The sequence below is a fragment of the Microbispora sp. ZYX-F-249 genome, assembly GCF_039649665.1.
Lineage (GTDB): Bacteria > Actinomycetota > Actinomycetes > Streptosporangiales > Streptosporangiaceae > Microbispora > Microbispora maris.
In genome coordinates this window covers 1-15,250 of sequence record NZ_JBDJAW010000009.1, presented here as the reverse complement: position 1 = coordinate 15,250, position 15,250 = coordinate 1, and the positions used below count along the sequence as shown (strand labels likewise).

The 15,250-nt window shown below is 68.7% G+C and carries 15 protein-coding genes; 6 read left to right on the top strand and 9 right to left on the bottom strand.

Annotated features, from left to right (window positions below; genetic code table 11):
• Positions 1-10: 10 nt before the first annotated feature.
• A complete protein-coding gene (locus AAH991_RS13300; protein ID WP_346226094.1) occupies positions 11-679 on the bottom strand; it encodes a DUF305 domain-containing protein in 669 nt (222 codons plus the stop codon).
• A gap of 424 nt (positions 680-1,103) precedes the next feature.
• Between AAH991_RS13300 and AAH991_RS13295 the strand changes: the two genes are divergently transcribed.
• Entirely contained in the window at positions 1,104-2,108 is a 1,005-nt protein-coding gene (locus tag AAH991_RS13295; protein WP_169982092.1) for a LacI family DNA-binding transcriptional regulator, read from the top strand.
• A complete protein-coding gene (locus tag AAH991_RS13290) occupies positions 2,095-3,579 on the top strand; it encodes a serine/threonine-protein kinase (protein ID WP_346226093.1) in 1,485 nt (494 codons plus the stop codon). Before AAH991_RS13295 ends, AAH991_RS13290 begins: the two co-directional genes overlap by 14 nt.
• A 142-nt stretch (positions 3,580-3,721) precedes the next feature.
• On the opposite strand, the gene AAH991_RS13285 is transcribed toward AAH991_RS13290, so the two are convergent.
• On the bottom strand, positions 3,722-4,390 hold the full coding sequence (locus AAH991_RS13285; protein ID WP_346226092.1) for a class I SAM-dependent methyltransferase: 669 nt from the start codon (positions 4,388-4,390) through the stop codon (positions 3,722-3,724).
• Between the two features lie 112 nt (positions 4,391-4,502).
• Here AAH991_RS13285 and mscL point away from each other — a divergent pair, with 112 nt between their 5' ends.
• Positions 4,503-4,931: a large conductance mechanosensitive channel protein MscL gene (gene mscL, locus AAH991_RS13280; RefSeq protein ID WP_346226091.1), complete on the top strand. Its 429-nt coding sequence runs from the start codon at positions 4,503-4,505 to the stop codon at positions 4,929-4,931.
• A gap of 19 nt (positions 4,932-4,950) precedes the next feature.
• Here mscL and AAH991_RS13275 read toward each other — a convergent pair whose 3' ends face one another.
• Together AAH991_RS13275 and AAH991_RS13270 are read right to left on the bottom strand one after the other, a co-directional pair.
• On the bottom strand, positions 4,951-5,547 hold the full coding sequence (locus tag AAH991_RS13275) for a hypothetical protein (RefSeq protein WP_346226090.1): 597 nt from the start codon (positions 5,545-5,547) through the stop codon (positions 4,951-4,953).
• Positions 5,544-5,852, bottom strand: a complete 309-nt coding sequence (locus AAH991_RS13270; RefSeq protein ID WP_346226089.1) for a hypothetical protein — start codon at positions 5,850-5,852, stop codon at positions 5,544-5,546. The genes AAH991_RS13275 and AAH991_RS13270 overlap by 4 nt, the downstream gene beginning before the upstream one ends.
• Before the next feature lie 561 nt (positions 5,853-6,413).
• Between AAH991_RS13270 and AAH991_RS13265 the strand changes: the two genes are divergently transcribed.
• The 3 genes from AAH991_RS13265 (at position 6,414) to AAH991_RS13255 (ending at position 7,843) form a co-directional block, all read left to right on the top strand.
• Entirely contained in the window at positions 6,414-7,289 is an 876-nt protein-coding gene (locus tag AAH991_RS13265) for a helix-turn-helix domain-containing protein (RefSeq protein WP_346226088.1), read from the top strand.
• Between the two features lie 37 nt (positions 7,290-7,326).
• On the top strand, positions 7,327-7,542 hold the full coding sequence (locus AAH991_RS13260) for a DUF397 domain-containing protein (RefSeq protein WP_346226087.1): 216 nt from the start codon (positions 7,327-7,329) through the stop codon (positions 7,540-7,542).
• 97 nt (positions 7,543-7,639) lie between these two features.
• The gene (locus AAH991_RS13255) at positions 7,640-7,843 is read left to right on the top strand and encodes a DUF397 domain-containing protein (RefSeq protein ID WP_346226086.1); all 204 of its coding nucleotides are present in this window, start codon (positions 7,640-7,642) and stop codon (positions 7,841-7,843) included.
• Positions 7,844-7,967: 124 nt separating this feature from the next.
• Here AAH991_RS13255 and AAH991_RS13250 read toward each other — a convergent pair whose 3' ends face one another.
• From AAH991_RS13250 to AAH991_RS13230, 5 genes are all read right to left on the bottom strand, one after another.
• A complete protein-coding gene (locus AAH991_RS13250) occupies positions 7,968-9,944 on the bottom strand; it encodes a glycosyl hydrolase family 28-related protein (RefSeq protein ID WP_346226085.1) in 1,977 nt (658 codons plus the stop codon).
• Positions 9,941-11,509, bottom strand: coding sequence for a glycoside hydrolase family 13 protein (locus AAH991_RS13245; RefSeq protein WP_346226084.1), 1,569 nt, complete (start codon positions 11,507-11,509; stop codon positions 9,941-9,943). The genes AAH991_RS13250 and AAH991_RS13245 overlap by 4 nt, the downstream gene beginning before the upstream one ends.
• 47 nt (positions 11,510-11,556) lie before the next feature.
• Positions 11,557-12,534 carry a carbohydrate ABC transporter permease gene (locus AAH991_RS13240; RefSeq protein ID WP_346226083.1) on the bottom strand — a complete coding sequence of 326 codons (978 nt, stop codon included), beginning with the start codon at positions 12,532-12,534 and terminating at the stop codon, positions 11,557-11,559.
• Positions 12,535-12,548: 14 nt separating this feature from the next.
• Positions 12,549-13,472, bottom strand: coding sequence for a carbohydrate ABC transporter permease (locus tag AAH991_RS13235; protein WP_346226082.1), 924 nt, complete (start codon positions 13,470-13,472; stop codon positions 12,549-12,551).
• Between the two features lie 118 nt (positions 13,473-13,590).
• Complete coding sequence (locus AAH991_RS13230; protein ID WP_346226081.1) at positions 13,591-14,970, bottom strand: extracellular solute-binding protein; 1,380 nt, start codon at positions 14,968-14,970, stop codon at positions 13,591-13,593.
• Positions 14,971-15,250: the final 280 nt, after the last annotated feature.

The window sequence follows — 15,250 nt, the reverse complement described above, 5'->3', positions numbered from 1 at the left end:
ACGGCAGTGCTCAGTCGAGCAGCGCGCGGTACTTCTTCAGCTCCTTGACCTCGGCGCCCAGGGCGGTCGTGGTGGCGACGGCCAGCGCCTTGGCCCCCTCGAACGCGCCCTTGGACTGCTCGGCCCGGGCCAGCTTGATCGCGCCGTTGTCGTGCTCGATCATCAGCGTCACGTACTTCCGGTCGAACTGCGGGCCGTTGAGCTTGGCGAGCGCCTCGATCTCGGCCCGCGTCTGCGTGCCCGGCATCGCGTGGTCGCGCGGCAGCGGCTCGGCGCCCCACATGTCGAGCCAGCCCCTGAACGTACGCATGTCGGTGTCGCGGGCCGTGGCGACCCTGGCCGCGAACTCCCTGACCCACGGGTCGCCCGCGCGGGTCTCCGCGAGCCTGGCCATCTCCAGGGCCTGGAGGTGGTGCGGGATCATCTGCCGGGCGAACGTCACGTCGGCGGCGTTCCCGCCGCCGGCAGGCTCCGCCGCACCGTTCTCATCCGCGCCGGTCTCATCTGCGCCGGTCTCATCTGGGCCGGTCTCATCCGGACCGGCGGTGAGCGGGGACTCCGTGGCCGCGCCGGAAGTGGCGGCCGGCGAGGCGGCCGCCGGAACCGCAGGAGACGGCGACGCGGCCTGGTTCGCCCGGTCCGGCGTGCCGCACCCGGCGAGCAGGACCGTGGCGAGCACGCCTGTTAACGCACCCGTCACACGAGCCGTCACGACGGGGAGCCGGCGGATAGTGGTCGTCACTGGAGGCCTTTCCGGTTCTGGCTCGGGGACGGCCGCCACCACCCCCGGGGGGCCGGGCGCGGTCGGTCCGTCCGTGATCCCTCTGCGGCAGGACCCTACCGCCGGGAGCAGGTTGCGGCCGCCCTACATGGCATTTCGGCATATTTACGGTGATTATCGGACAAGCTGGTCAATACGTGTCAAAATTCCCATTCCCTTCCCTGGAGCACTGCCGTGCTCTAGCCTCCAACTGTGCCAAACGGGAGCGAAACTCTACGAAAGGTTTCACACCGAGGAAACCTCTGTTGACACGAGCGAAACAGTGATACTTTCGCTTGGGAGCGCTCCCAAGCCGTGTGAACCTTCGGGCCGAGGAGACCGGATGGCCGATCTTCCCACCCTCGCAGAGGTAGCCGCCGCAGCCGGCGTCTCCCCGGCAACAGCTTCCCGGGTCTTGACCGGCTCGGTACGCGTGACCACGTCGACCCGCCGACAAGTTCACGACGCGATGTCGCGTCTGGGCTATGTACGGCGCCGCGCCCCCAGGGGATCCGCGGGCAGGCGGGCCGAGCAGATCATCGCCGCCGTCGTCTGCGAGCACAGTCCACGCCTTTTCACCGAGCCGTTCTACGCCAGGCTCCTGTCCGCCTGCGAGGAGGTGCTGACGACGCACGGGGTCCCCATGGTCGTGATGACCGCGACCCCGGCGACCGCCTCCATCGCCGCGCCACCGCTGGTCGCGGGCTCCGTCGACGGAGTCCTTCTGATCGGCGCACGCGCGCGGCACCCCCTCGCGGTAACGCTGGCGGCCTCGGGCGTCCCGGTGCGCTGTGCCGGGCGGCCGCCAGACGGCATCGACCTCCCGTTCGTCGACATGGACAACCGTGACGGCGGACGGCAGGCGGCCGAGCACCTGCTGCTCAACAACCGCAAGCACATCGCCACGATCGCCGGGCCGCCGACCCTGCCGGCCGCCCGCGACCGGCTGGAGGGCTTCCGGCAGACGCTCCGCGACGCCGGTGTGCTCGACATGCCCGTGGCGTACGGCGACTTCACCCACGCGTCCGGCGCGCACGCGATGCAATGGCTGCTGCAACGGGCGCCGCACATCGACGCCGTGTTCGCGGCGTCGGACGTGATGGCGGCCGGGGCGATGCAGACGCTGCGCCGCGCCGGGCGGAAGGTGCCCGACGACGTGGCCGTCATCGGATACGACGATGCGCCCGTGGCCAGGCACACCTCGCCGGCGCTGACCACCGTGCGGCAGCCCGTCGAGGAAATGGCCACGCTCGCCGCACGACTGCTTCTCATGACACTCGGGGACGGGGACAATCCCAAGGGCAATCCGGTGCTGCCCACGGAACTGGTGGTTCGTGAATCGGCCTGAGCTTCGAGAAGGCGACGTCCTGACCCGTCGCTATCTGCTCCAGGAGCGGATAGCGACGGGCGGGATGTCGGTCATCTGGCGTGCCTTCGACCAGTCACTTCAGCGCATGGTCGCCATCAAGGTGCTGGACGGCTCGCTCGACGACGACAGTCCCGGACGGGAACTGATGCGCCGGGAGGCCAGGGCCACCGCCCGGCTGATCCACCCCGACGCGATCGAGGTCTACGACTACGGCGAGACGGTCACGAACGGTGGCAGGCTCGCGTCCTTCGTGGTCATGCGCCTGCTGGAGGGCCGGTCGCTGGCCGACCGGATCATCGAGGGCCCGCTGCCCTGGGCCGAGGCGACGGATATCGCCGCCGGGCTGGCGAAGGTGCTGGCGGCGGCGCACGACCGGGGCATCGTCCATCGCGACGTCACCCCCGAGAACGTGCTGCTCGCCGACGACGGGCCCAAGCTCCTCGACTTCGGGATCGCCGCGTTCATCGGCGAGGCCGACGACCAGCTCGTCGCCGACTTCGGCACGCCGCCGTACGTCGCGCCGGAGCGGTTGAAGGGCACGACGGCCGACCCGGCCGTGGACGTCTACGCGCTCGGCGTGCTGCTGTTCGAGATGCTCACGGGCGCGCTGCCGTACCCCGAGAAGACCTGGGAGGCGATCGAGGCGGCACGGCGGGAGGGACCGCCGCCGGTACCCGAAGGGGTGCCGGGCCTGCCGCAGGAGGTCGCCGACCTGTGCCGGCGCTGCCTGTGTCCCGACCCCGTGGACCGGCCGAGCGCGCGGGCGGTCGCCGCCGCCCTGAGCGCGGTGAAGAAGCCGCCCGGCCCACGCGGGGCCGGCTGGGGCGCCGCCGCCGTCGGAGCCGCCGCCCTGGGCGGCATTCTCTGGTTCACCCAGACGAGCGGCCCCGAGGTCGGAGCCGTGGCCGTCCTGCCCAGCCCGTCGGTGGCGTACGCGCAGGCCAGCGTCTCGCCGCCGCCGCAGGGCGAAGCCGTCGCCGGTCCCGTCGACCGGCCGCGGCACACGGTCGCGCCCGTCGCGGACCCCGTACGCACGGCCGGGCCTGCCCGGCACCGCCCCTCCCCCACGAGCACCGTGAAGGTCGTCAAGAAGGACCGGGACGCGGGAGACACCGTCAGGCGGCCGAAGACCTCGGCCACCGGCAAGTCCGATGTCGCACCCCTGCCCCTGGCCACGACGGCCGCGCCCATGGGGGTCGACACCGCGGTCCGGCAGTTCAACCTGCTGGTGGACGGAGCCGAGGCCACCCACGACATCGACGACGACGTCGCCCTGGACCTCAAACAGGTGCTGCGCAACGCCGTCGACAGCGGTCAGGGGCTGGCCGTCGTCCGCGAGAAGATCGAGGTCCGGTATCGCGAGGGACGGCTGCCCGCCGTGTTGAAGGGGGAGCTGCTGGCCGCGCTCGACCGGGTCGAAGCCGCTTCGGCCCAGGCCAGCGATACCTGAAATGGGAGCGCTCCCAGAACAACCGTCTGTTGAGTTCGGTCAGGACCGCAAGTCGGGTCGCGTCCGATAACCGTCCACATCGCGACCGAAACAATCGTCCAGTGCCGTACGGGCCGGCCGACGCCGCCCAGCCCTCCGGCATCTAGGCCCGCTTCACCGTCGCGAGCCAGGCCGGCGCCCCGTCGTCGTGGTACCGCGTCCGGATCCGCTCCGGCTCGATGGCCACCACCCTCCAGCCGTCGGCGAGGTCGAACGCCGCCCGTAGATCCTCCCGGCCGACGGGGTGCGGGCCCGTGCCGGAGCCGCCGTCGCCGAAGCACAGTACGTACAGCGTGCCGCCGTGCTCGGTCACCGACGCGAGACTCGTCACGTAGGCGGACCGCTCCGCGGCGTCGAAGGTGTGGAACAGCCCGCAGTCCAGCACCGTGTCGAACCTGCGCCCGAGACGCTCCAGGCGCAGAGCGTCGGCCGCGGCGAACTCGACCTCCACGCCCCGATCGCCGGCCTTCGCCCGGGCGATGGCCAGGGCCGTCTCCGCCACGTCGACACCCAGGACGGGCAAGCCCAGCGAGGCGACGTGGAGAGCGTTCTCCCCGCTCCCGCAGCCCGCGTCGAGAACCGTCCCGGTGAACCCGCCTTCGGCGGCGAGGCGCACTACCGCCGGCTGCGGCCGGCCGATGTCCCACGGCGCGGGGCCCTCGTGGTACGACGCGTCCCAGGGCAGGCCCGTCAGCCGCTCATGACTGGTCGGACGCCGGCCGGTGAGGGGATCGTCGGCATCGCCGGTGGAACGTCCCGATCGGTCCTGCAACGCCCTCCCCTTTCCTCGGCCGGTTCTCCACCTCATCGTGGCACGCCTGGGAGTGACTTCGACCGAGTCAACCCCTTGCATGGGAAAGGCAAAACCGGATAGCTCGTTTCCCATGAGCGGATTCAAGAAGTTCCTCTTGCGGGGCAACCTGGTGGAGCTCGCCGTCGCCGTCGTCGTGGGCGCGACCTTCAGCGGGCTCATCCAGGCCCTCGTACAGGACCTGATCACCCCCCTGATCGCGGCCATCACCGGCGGCAAACAGCCCGACTTCTCCAGCTACAAGTTCACCGTCAACGGCGCGGTGTTCAAGTACGGCGACTTCATCAACCACCTGCTGACGTTCCTGATCGTCGCGGCCGTCGTCTACTGGCTGGTCGTCATGCCCATGACCCGTTTCCTGAGCCTCTTCGACCGGGACAAGGAGGCCACGGAGAAGAAGTGTCCCGAGTGCCTGTCGGACATCCCCGTCGACGCCCGGCGCTGCGCGTTCTGCACGGTCGAACTGTCCGCCGTCGCGGCTGCCGAGAAGCCCCCTGCCTGACTTCTCCCCCTATCCCCCGTCAGGGCCTGAAGCGCGTCAGCGTCCGCTCCTCACCGGTCTCCGCGGGCTCCCGGGAAGCGGGGCGGCCGGAGTGCCGCACCACGTCCACGATGACGAGTGACGTCCGGTGCGGGTCCCTGGTGATCCGCACCTCGCGGGCCAGCCAGCACGCGGCGGCGATCATGTCGCGGGCCCGTTCGAGGTCTCCCGGACTGGTCCCCGCCCTGCACCACACCCACAGGCGCTCGCCGAACGGCTCCGGCCTCGTACGGAGGATGACCGGCAGTTTGCCCCGCCGGCTGACGATCAACGCTTCGGCGCAGGCCTTCCGTACACGGTGGGGCGTCACCACGCACCAGAACCGGCCCGCCACCTCCCGCCTGGCCTGCGGCCAGACCAGGACCAGCAGGCAGACCAGGGAGCCGGCGACGATCGTGACGGCCGGGCCCGCCGCGCGTACCGCGAGGACGACGACCGCAGGCCCTCCCCCCAGCAGTGCCGTCTCGTAACGCCATCTCCACAGGACCACCAGCGGTCCGGGCCGTGCTACGGGAGAGGTCTCCCGTTCGATGAACCGCAGGACCAGATGCGTGTTGCGCCGGACCGGGTGCCTCATGCCCGTCCGCCCGACGGGTGCTCGGGCCTGCGGGAGGCCGGGGTTTCGAGCACGTTCACGCGTCCGGTCCCCCGGCAGCGACGGCACGGCAGGCCGGTCGGGCACCGCCCCTTCGCCGAGCAGACCCGGCATGGGGTGAGGGCGTCGAACCTCGGGTCACGGTAGGTGTGGGTGTGCCAGGTGCGCCGGATCTCCCAGCGCTGCACCCACGCGAACGCGTCGATCTCGGCGAACGCCTCCTCGCCCACCCTCCAGAGGAGGGCGACGATGCGCATCCGTAACCACATGAGGGAAGGAGCGCGCATGTTCCTGTTGTTGAAGTGCACGGGATCATCCCCTTGCTGAGCAGGTAGGTCGGATGGTCGTCTGCGCTGGGTCGATGTGCCACCATCGGCCCAGCGGCGCATTTCAGGGGGAGGGCCGCAAGGCGAGCCCTCAGGTCGCATCGCCTCCTTCCGGGAACCGGCTGGTCCAGCCGCCACGTTGAGGCTTATGTCCTAGCTTTACCCCACTATTGCCGTTGGCAACCTTCATTTGGCAATTGCCATTGGCAATTGCCATTGGCCATTGCCATGCCTGCCATCAGCGTGTCGAGAGGGCGCATGAAGCTGGACCGCGAAAGTACCGCCGACATGCCGGGAGGGCGTTGTGCCTGGAGATGGGGTACCGCCCGCTCACGCCTGACCGACATAGGGCCGCTCCTCCGGCGTATGCTCGGGCGAGGAGACCGAAGCGACGCGGGCGCACGTCAGGGCTGTGCATTACACCAGGGTGGGCAGTCCGCCGTTCAGTTCTTTGACAATGGCATGTGCCACCAGTGCTAGGCTTTCCTTTTCGGCCACAGCACACGTAGAGGGTGACCGTTGATGGCCCGCACCAATCCGACTCTTCGCCGGCGTCAACTTGCGAGCCGCTTGCGAGAGATGCGCCGCTCATCCGGCATGACCGTCGAGCAGGTGGCACAGGAACTGTTGTGCAGCCCCGCGAAGATCAGCCGAATGGAGACAGGTCAGCGCGGCGCCAGCCAACGGGACGTGCGCGACCTGTGCCGTATCTATGGCGTCACGGGTGAACGAACCATCTCTGAGCTCATGACATTGGCACGGGAAGCCCGCATGCCGGGGTTGCGACAGGAGTACGGCGACCTCGGCGGCAATCTGAACACGTACCTGGACTTCGAAGACGCAGCCGCCAAGATCTACGAATTTCAGACGGCCTTCATCCCGTCCCTGTTGCAGACCGAAGAGTATGCCCGAGCACTCATCCGGGGCATGCGTCCACTGATCTCCTCGGAGATGCTCGATCGACGAGTCGACGCCCGCATCAAGCGACAGGGCAAACTCCTGGAGAGCGAACCGCCCACCTACTGGGCCCTCATGGACGAAGCAGCCCTACTACGCAGAGTGGGCACTGCGGAGACGATGCGGGCGCAGCTGGACCGAGTGCTCGAACTGGCCGACCTACCGCATGTGACGGTTCAGGTGATCCCCTTTAGGGGCGGAGCATACATGTGCTCAGACAACCCCTTTGTCTTCCTTCAGACCCGCGACCCCACGGCGCCCCGTGTGGTCTACCTGGAACTACTCACCCGTGGAGAGTACCTGGAAAAGCCCGAAGAACTCACCGTCTACGAAGAGGCGCTCGATCGGATCAGGGCCGCCGCGCTATCGCCGCAGGAATCGACCGACCGCATCACCCTCGCAAGAGATGACTTCGCCAATCAGGTCACAGGAAGAACTTGAGTCGCGCCTGAAACTCTATCCTAGTGACAGGAAACAGATGGAACTCGAATCCGAAACGTTCGGTAACGAACTTGAATGGCGAAGCGCCTCTCGCTGCGGGGGAGGCAACTGCGTTCAGGTGGCCCTCATCGGTGATCGGGTCGCGCTGCGGGACTCGAAGCACCCAGACCACGGCATGATCGTCTGCTCTCGTCAGGAGTGGCGCGACTTCGTCGCGGCTATCAAGGCGGGCAGTCACGCCGTGACGCAATAAAGCCCTGACCCCGCTCGTCGAACGCGGAGGGATATACCCCCGTAAATAGGCATCTACTAACATAGATGTACTATCCCCGCGGGCCAAAGGAGAGCGCATGGCGGAGCGCCCATCGTTTATTGGTGCGACCTGGAAACGTGCGTGCACCGGAGGTGACTGCGTGGAAGTGGCATTCCAGGATGGGCGCGTCGGCGTGCGCGACGGGAAGCAGGGAGACGACGCTACCGTGCTCACCTTCACTCACGAGGAGTGGCAACGGTTTGTCGAAGCGGTCAAGATTGGGATGTTCGACGTGCCCTGATGCCATCGGGCGACAGCAGTGCACCACAAGGGCTTCCTGCGAAGCCGCGGAAGCCCTTGTGGTGAGATCGACTCTGCGCCACTCGGGACGTGTAACGACGGTCAGCTGGGGATGACGTTCCGCGTCACCAGGGGGACGGCGGGGGTGGGGGGACGACGGGCGGGCGGTCGTCGCAGGTGATGGTGTTGGGCAGCATCCAGGAAGCGAGCCAGCCGCCGTCGTTGCCGCCGAGGTCGGTAAGGGAGAACTCCGAACCGGTGGGCGGGAAGTTGAAGGCACCGCAGTTGTTGACCCCGACCGCGCCGACGTTGCGGGCGTCCACGTTCTCGAAGGACGCCGAGCCCTTCACGCGGGCGCTGACCACGGAGGTGCCCGTGCCGTCGACCCGGATGTCCGTGAAGCGGACCTTCGGGATCGCGTACAGGTCCTTCACCGACCACTCGCTGACGAGCATGATCGCGTTGTACGTGCTGTCCAGGTAGTGGTCGCCGCTGACCTCGATGTCCGCGTCGATGTCCTTCTCCAGGGCGTAGAACCAGATGGCCCCCAGGCCGATCTTCCAGTTCAGCTCGAAGGTGCCGGCGCGTACGGTGGTGTTGCCGGTGATGCGGAGCCTGCCCGCGAACGGCTCCGCGCCGAACCGGGAGCCGACCTGGATGGCGCTGCCCTCCCTGATCGGGTCGGCGATCAGATTGCTCGCGACCGTGGTGTCCGTGCCGCCGTAGATCGCGATGCCGTTGGCCAGCACGGGCGTCTGCACGGTGTTGTGGTCGATCGTGTTACGCGCGTCCGCGGTCTTGTCGGACCACAGGGCGAGGGCGTCGTCGCCGGTGTTGCGGAAGAAGTTGCCCGACACGACGGAGTCGGTGACGCCGGTGTGGAAGTTCAGCCCGTCCGCGATCTGGTCGACGATCACGTTATTGGTGATCCTGATGTTCCGCATCGGGCCGTCGAACCACATGCCGACCTTGGTGTGGCGGATGTGGAGCCCGTCGATCGTCGAGTCGCTCATCGCGCCGCCGACCCCGTTGACCTGGTCGGTGTCGATCCGCTCCCGTACGTCGCCCTCGATGGCGAAGCCGGACAGGTGGACGTTGCGGCTGCCGCCGGCCGCGGCGTCCTTGCCGTAGAACCCGACGCCGGTGTGCACCGAGCCGTCCGGAGCCGGGGTGGCCAGGTCGGTCTGACGGCCCTTGATGATCGTGTACCAGTTTCCGGCGCCGGTGATCGTCACGTCGTCCACGAGGATGTGCCGGTTCACCTGGTAGGTGCCCGGCGGTATGTAGACCTTCAGCCGCGTGCGCTTGGCGAAGGCGATCGCCTTGTCGATCGCCCCCGCGGAGTCGCGCCTGCCGGTGGGGTCGGCGCCGAAGGCCAGCACGTTCGCCGCGAGGACCTCCACCCGCGGCGGGCCGACGAGGTGCGAGTCGAGCAGGTCGACGACGGTCCACGCGGCGCCGCTCCGGGCCGGGACCGTCAGCCGCACGGTGTCACCCGCCCGGTACGTCCGGCCCAGCAGGAGGCGCTGCTCGTCGTAGAAGTGGTTCGGGCGGAACGGCTTGGCGATCTCCGGGGTGGGGGTGGTGGCGGCCGGCACGCAGGAGCACTCGGTGATCCACCAGTCGGGGTGCAGCAGCCCGGCGCCCGGGTCGTTGGTGAACGGATACTGGTTGTAGAGCCAGGCGTACTGCGACGTGAGCGTCATGGTGGCCTGCTTGCGGCCGTTCACCGCGACGTCGAGCGGCGCGGTGATGCCGCCGCCCCCGGGAGCGTCCGGGACGCTGTAGCGCACGGTGATCGCGTTGGCCGCCTTGGGCAGCGTGAACTCGACGTACTGCCCGGGGGTCAGCCGCACCGCCTTGCGGCCCGACGCCTCCGCCGGCAGCGTGTACGCGTCGCGGCCGGGGCCGATGACCGTGCCGTTCGTGGCCGCGTTCTCCGCCTCCTGCTCGGCGAAGTCGACGTCGGCCCCGCGCCCGGCGACGAGAGCCGGGTCGAGGGCGGCCCGTGTCACGACGGGCGGCTTCGCCGAGGCGGACGCCGGAGCCTGGACCGCCACGAGCCCGGTGACGGCGACGGCCGCCGCCAGCAGGATTCTCATCGGGCCTCCAGGATCCAGACAGCGGTGTCGGACGGGAGCAGGTCGCCGTCGATCGGGCCGCTGGCCAGCAGCGCCGAGCCCCGGACGGGGAACGGAACGGGCTCGGCGCCGAGGTTGACGACGCAGACCAGCCCGGAGTCGCGCCGGAACGCGATCACGTCGTCCGTGGCCGGCAGCCAGGTCAGCGTGCCGTCGCCGAGCAGCTCGCGCCGCAGGCGCAGGGCCGAGCGGTAGAGGCACAGCATCGAGTCGGGGTCGGCCTGCTGGGCCTCCACGGTGAGGCCGCGCCAGCCCGCCGGCTGGGGCAGCCAGGGCTCGCCCGTGCTGTAGCCGAACGGCGGCTCCTCCCCCGACCACGGCAGCGGCACCCGGCAGCCGTCGCGGCCGCGGACGGTGTGGCCGGAACGCTCCCACATCGGGTCGTCGATGAGCTCCTCGGGAATGTCCTCGACCTCGTTCAGGCCGAGCTCCTCGCCCTGGTAGACGTAGACGCTGCCGGGCAGGGCCATCGCCAGCAACGCCGCCGCCCTCGCCCGGCGCCGGCCGAGCTCCAGGTCGGACGGCATGCCGTCCCGGCGGTCGGCGTTGTCCCAGGACGTGACGGCCCGGCCGTACCGGGTGACGGGACGGGCGACGTCGTGGTTGGACAGCACCCAGGTCGCGGGCGCGCCGATGGGCACGTGCGTGGCGAGGGTCAGGTCGATGCTGTGGCGCAGCGCGGCCGGCTCCCACGCGCTCGACAGGAAGTCGAAGTTGAACGCCGTGTGCAGCTCGTCCGGGCGCAGGTAGTTCGCGAACCGCTCCTGGTCGGGCAGCCACACCTCCCCGATGAGGATCCGCCCGCCGTAGGAGTCGGACACCCGCCGCCACTCGCGGTAGATCTCGTGGACGCCGTCGTGGTCGGTGTACGACTCCTCCACGCTGTCGAGGTCCTTGACGAGGACGGCCGCCGAGTCGATGCGGACGCCGTCCACGCCCCGGTCGAACCAGAACCGCAGCACGTCCAGGAACTCCTGGCGTACGTCCGGGTTGTTCCAGTTGAAGTCGGGCTGCTCGGGGGCGAACAGGTGGAGGTACCACTCGCCGTCCGGCACCCGCGTCCAGGCCGGGCCGCCGAAGATCGACTGCCAGCCGTTCGGCGGGCCGTCGCCGGCGCCGGGGCGGAACCAGAACCGCTCCCGGGCCTCCGAACCGGGACCGGCCGCAAGGGCCTCCCGGAACCAGGCGTGCTGGTCGGACGCGTGGTTGGGGACGACGTCCACGATCGTACGGATGCCCAGGTCGTGGGCTTCCTCGATGAGCTTCTCCGCCTCGGCGAGGGTGCCGAAGACCGGCTCGATGCTGCGGTAGTCCGCGACGTCGTAGCCGCCGTCGGCCATGGGCGAGGGATACCACGGGTTCAGCCAGATCGCGTCGACGCCGAGGTCCGCCAGGTACGGCAGGCGCGACCGCAGCCCCGCCAGGTCGCCCGTCCCGTCGCCGTTCCCGTCGGCGAAGCTGCGCAGGTAGACCTGGTAGATCGCGGCCCCGCGCCACCAATCGGGGGTCGAGGTGTTGCCGGGCATGCTGAATACAACTCCTTACGGGGTGACGGCGGCAGGGGTGGGGTCGATCAGCCCTTGAGGCTGCCGGCGGTGAGACCGGCCATGATGTGCCGCTGGAACAGGAAGAAGACGACGATGGTCGGGATGCTCGCGATCACCAGGGAGGCGACCAGCACGTTCTGCGGCATCTGCGAGGACAGCGAGGCGATGCCGATGCTCACCGACATCTTGTCGCTGTCCGGCAGGACCAGGAGGGGCCAGACGAAGTCGCGCCAGACGTTGACGACGGTGAGGATGGAGACCACGCCGAGGATGGGCCGGGAGATCGGTATCACCACCGACCACAGGATGCGGCCGGGCGACGCGCCGTCGATCTCGGCGGCTTCGAGCAGCTCCCGGGGGATCGAGTCGAAGAAGCGCTTGAGCAGGAAGACGTTGAAGCCGTTGGCCGCGGCCGGCAGCCAGATCGCCCACGGGGTGTTGAGCAGGTTCCAGCCGAAGATCGGCACTTCCTTCACCGTCAGGTACGCCGGGAGCATGATGACCATGGGCGGGATCATCAGCGTCGACAGCATCAGCGCCAGCACGACCTTGCCGAGCGCCGGGCGGAGCTTCGACAGGGCGTAGGCCGCCGAGACGTCCACCGCGAGCGTCAGCAGCCAGGCGCCGCCGGCGTAGAGCGCGGTGTTGCCGAGCAGCGTGCCGAGGTCCAGCAGATCCCACGCCTCCAGATAGCCGTCGAGCGAGAAGTGCGACGGCAGGAAGGTCGGCGGGATGGAGTTGAGCTCCTCGGTGGACTTCATCGCACCGGTGACCATCCAGTAGAGCGGGAAGACGAACGCGGCGGTGAAGCTCACCACCACGATCGTCAGCACGATCCAGTAGATGATCCGGCCGCGGGTCGTGTTGAGCTGGTGTGGCGAGACGGCGGTGCGGAACTGCGTGTTCATCGGCTTGCGGGGCCGCCGCTGCCCACGGCGGTCGTCCCGGGCAGGGGCGGCGGGCGTTCCGGCCGGGCTGTCGGGCATCACGGTGACGTCGGTCATGGTCGCTCCCCCCCTCACACCGTGTTGTCGCGCGAGACGCGCAGGTAGATCGCGGAGAACACCATGAGAACGATCATGAGCATCAGGCCGAGCGCGTTGCCGGCGTTGAGATTGCCGAAGTTGAAGGCGTACTGGTACATGAGGTAGACGACGCTGACCGTGGCGTTCTCGGGGCCGCCGCCGGTGAGCAGGTAGGGCTCGATGAAGACCTGCATGGTCGCCACGATCTGCAGGAGCAGCATCACCAGCAGGATCAGCTTGGTCTGCGGGATCGTGACGTGCCGGATCCGCTTGAACAGGCCGGCCCCGTCGAGCTCGGCGGCCTCGTACAGCTCGCTCGGGATGGTCTGCAGGGCGGCGAGGTAGATCAGGGTGCCGCTGCCCATGTTCATCCAGGTGGAGACGATGACCAGCGAGATCAGCGCGGTGCTCGTCGAGTTGAGCCACTGCAGGCCCGGCAGGTGGACCAGGCCGAGGGCCTGGTTGAACAGCCCGTAGTCGGGGTTGTAGAACCACTGGAACAGCAGGACGCTCACCGCGGGCGGCAGCATGACCGGCAGGTAGACCACGAAGCGCAGGTACGCCCTCGCGTGCCGCAGCTCGTTCAGCACGATCGCGGTGACGAACGGGATCCCGTAGCCGCACAGCAGGGCGAGCAGGGTGAACACCGCCGTGTTCACCCAGGCCGGCCCGAAGGCGGGGTCGTTGATCACGGTACGGAAGTTCTCCAGCCCCACCCATCGGGGCGGGTCCACGAAGTTGGTCCTCTGAAAGCTGAGGATGACCTCGCGGACCATCGGATACCAGGAGAAGAACGCGAAACAGATCAGAGCGCCGCACAGGAAGCCGTAGGCGGTCACGTTGCGCCGCACGGCGCGCCGCAGTTTGGTCGGCTGCCGCCCTCTGCCGCTCGCTGCCGGGATGCTCGCTGTGGTCATCGTTGTGGATCCGATCTCGACGTGATTGCCCTGCACACGATTCGCCCTGCACGATTCGCCGGGGCGCCGGCCGCGCGTGGGTCACGGCCACGGGCGGCGCCCCGGATTATCGGGGCGGTCAGCCCTTCGAGGCCAGCAGGGAGTTGACCTTCGACTCGGCGTCGGCCAGGAGCTGGTCGATGTTCGCGTCCTTGCGGGTCAGCACGGCCGACATCGGAGTGTCGAGGATCTTGTAGATCTCCTGGGCGTACGGCCCGGGCTCGGCCTTCGGCGGGATGCCCTTGGAGCCCTCCACCCAGCCGGCGAACTGCGCGGCGTCGATGTTCGCGTTCTGCGTGCGCAGGTCGTTCACGGCCTGGCCGGACGGCGTGTCCGCACGGTACAGGTCGGGGTAGGGCTGGCCGACGGTCAGGTTCGCGCCCTTGGCCCGCACGTAGTCGAACTGGCCCTTGCCCGGGGTGAGGAACTTGTACTCGATCCACTTTAGGCCGGCCTTGATCTGCTCCGGCGTGGCCTTCGGGTTGATCATGTAACCGGCGCCGCCGTTGAACAGCGCCTTGGCTTCGGGCTGGGCGGTGATGGCGTAGTTCTCGAACTTGCCGCCGAAGTCGTTGCGCAGCGAGATGAGCACGTCGGGCGCGCCCAGCATCATGCCCATCTTGCCGCCTGCCATGGCCTTCATCAGGGCCGGCCAGTCGATGTACAGCTGGGAGCCCATGCTGTTGTCGGTCCACCGCATCTGGTGCAGGTTCTCCAGCACGGCCTTGCCCTCGGGCGTGTTGAAGGCGGCCTTCTTGCCGTCGTCGGTGATGACCGACCCGCCGCGGCCGTAGATGGACGCGGTGAAGTGCCAGCCGCCGACGTTGTTGCCGCTGTACTCGCCGTACCCGACGTAACCGGGACCGAGTCCGGCGATCTTCTTCGCGGCGGCCTGCACCTCGGCCCACGTCTTCGGCGGGCTGCTCGGGTCGAGACCGGCCTTGGTGAAGACCTCCTTGTTGTAGACGAGGCCCATGCCGTAGCCGTCGGTCGGCAGGCCGTAGACCTTGCCGTCCTTCTTGAACAGGTCGATGGAGCTGTTGTAGTCCTGGAACGTCTTGATCTCGTTGACGTACGGCGTGATGTCGGCGGCCTGCCCGCTCTCGATGAGGCGGCCCACGTTGGGGAAGTTGACGTAGAACACCGTCTCGAGCTCACCGCTGGCCAGCTTCGGCTCGAAGGTGCGCGGGTCGTAGCAGGGGAACGCGTCGGTGACCTTCGAGACCTTGATGGTGGGGTTCAGCTGCTGGAAGGCCGCCAGGTCTTCCTCGAACGTCGCGCGCTCCGCCTTGTTCGTCTTCGGCGGCTCACAGTTGACCGAGATCGACACCGGTCCGGCGCCCGCGGGCGCCGCACTCGCCTTGGCACCGCTGCCGCCGCTGTCGTCGGTGCCGCACGCCGCGGCCGCTGCAATGGCAAGTCCCGAGACCAGCAGTATCGAGAGCTTGTGGGATTTCATCCTCGTTCCCTTCTGGAACCGCGTACCACGACCCGTCGAGGCACGCGGCTCGGGGCCGACCTGGAGCGCCCCGATCCGCTCGATTGCGAGAAACATACAGAGGCATGCAGGACTGAGCAATAGTCCGGCAGTAACTCTGCAAAAAAGTGACAGTTACCAACGGTCCGAGCGACGCGGCGGCCTGGGGAACAGAGCCGAGCACTGGATGTGCTCAAGAGCCCGGGTTGGCTTCCTTGCCGCTCGGCGCTTGAAAGCCCGGGGCTTGGCTCGGTTCCGCTGG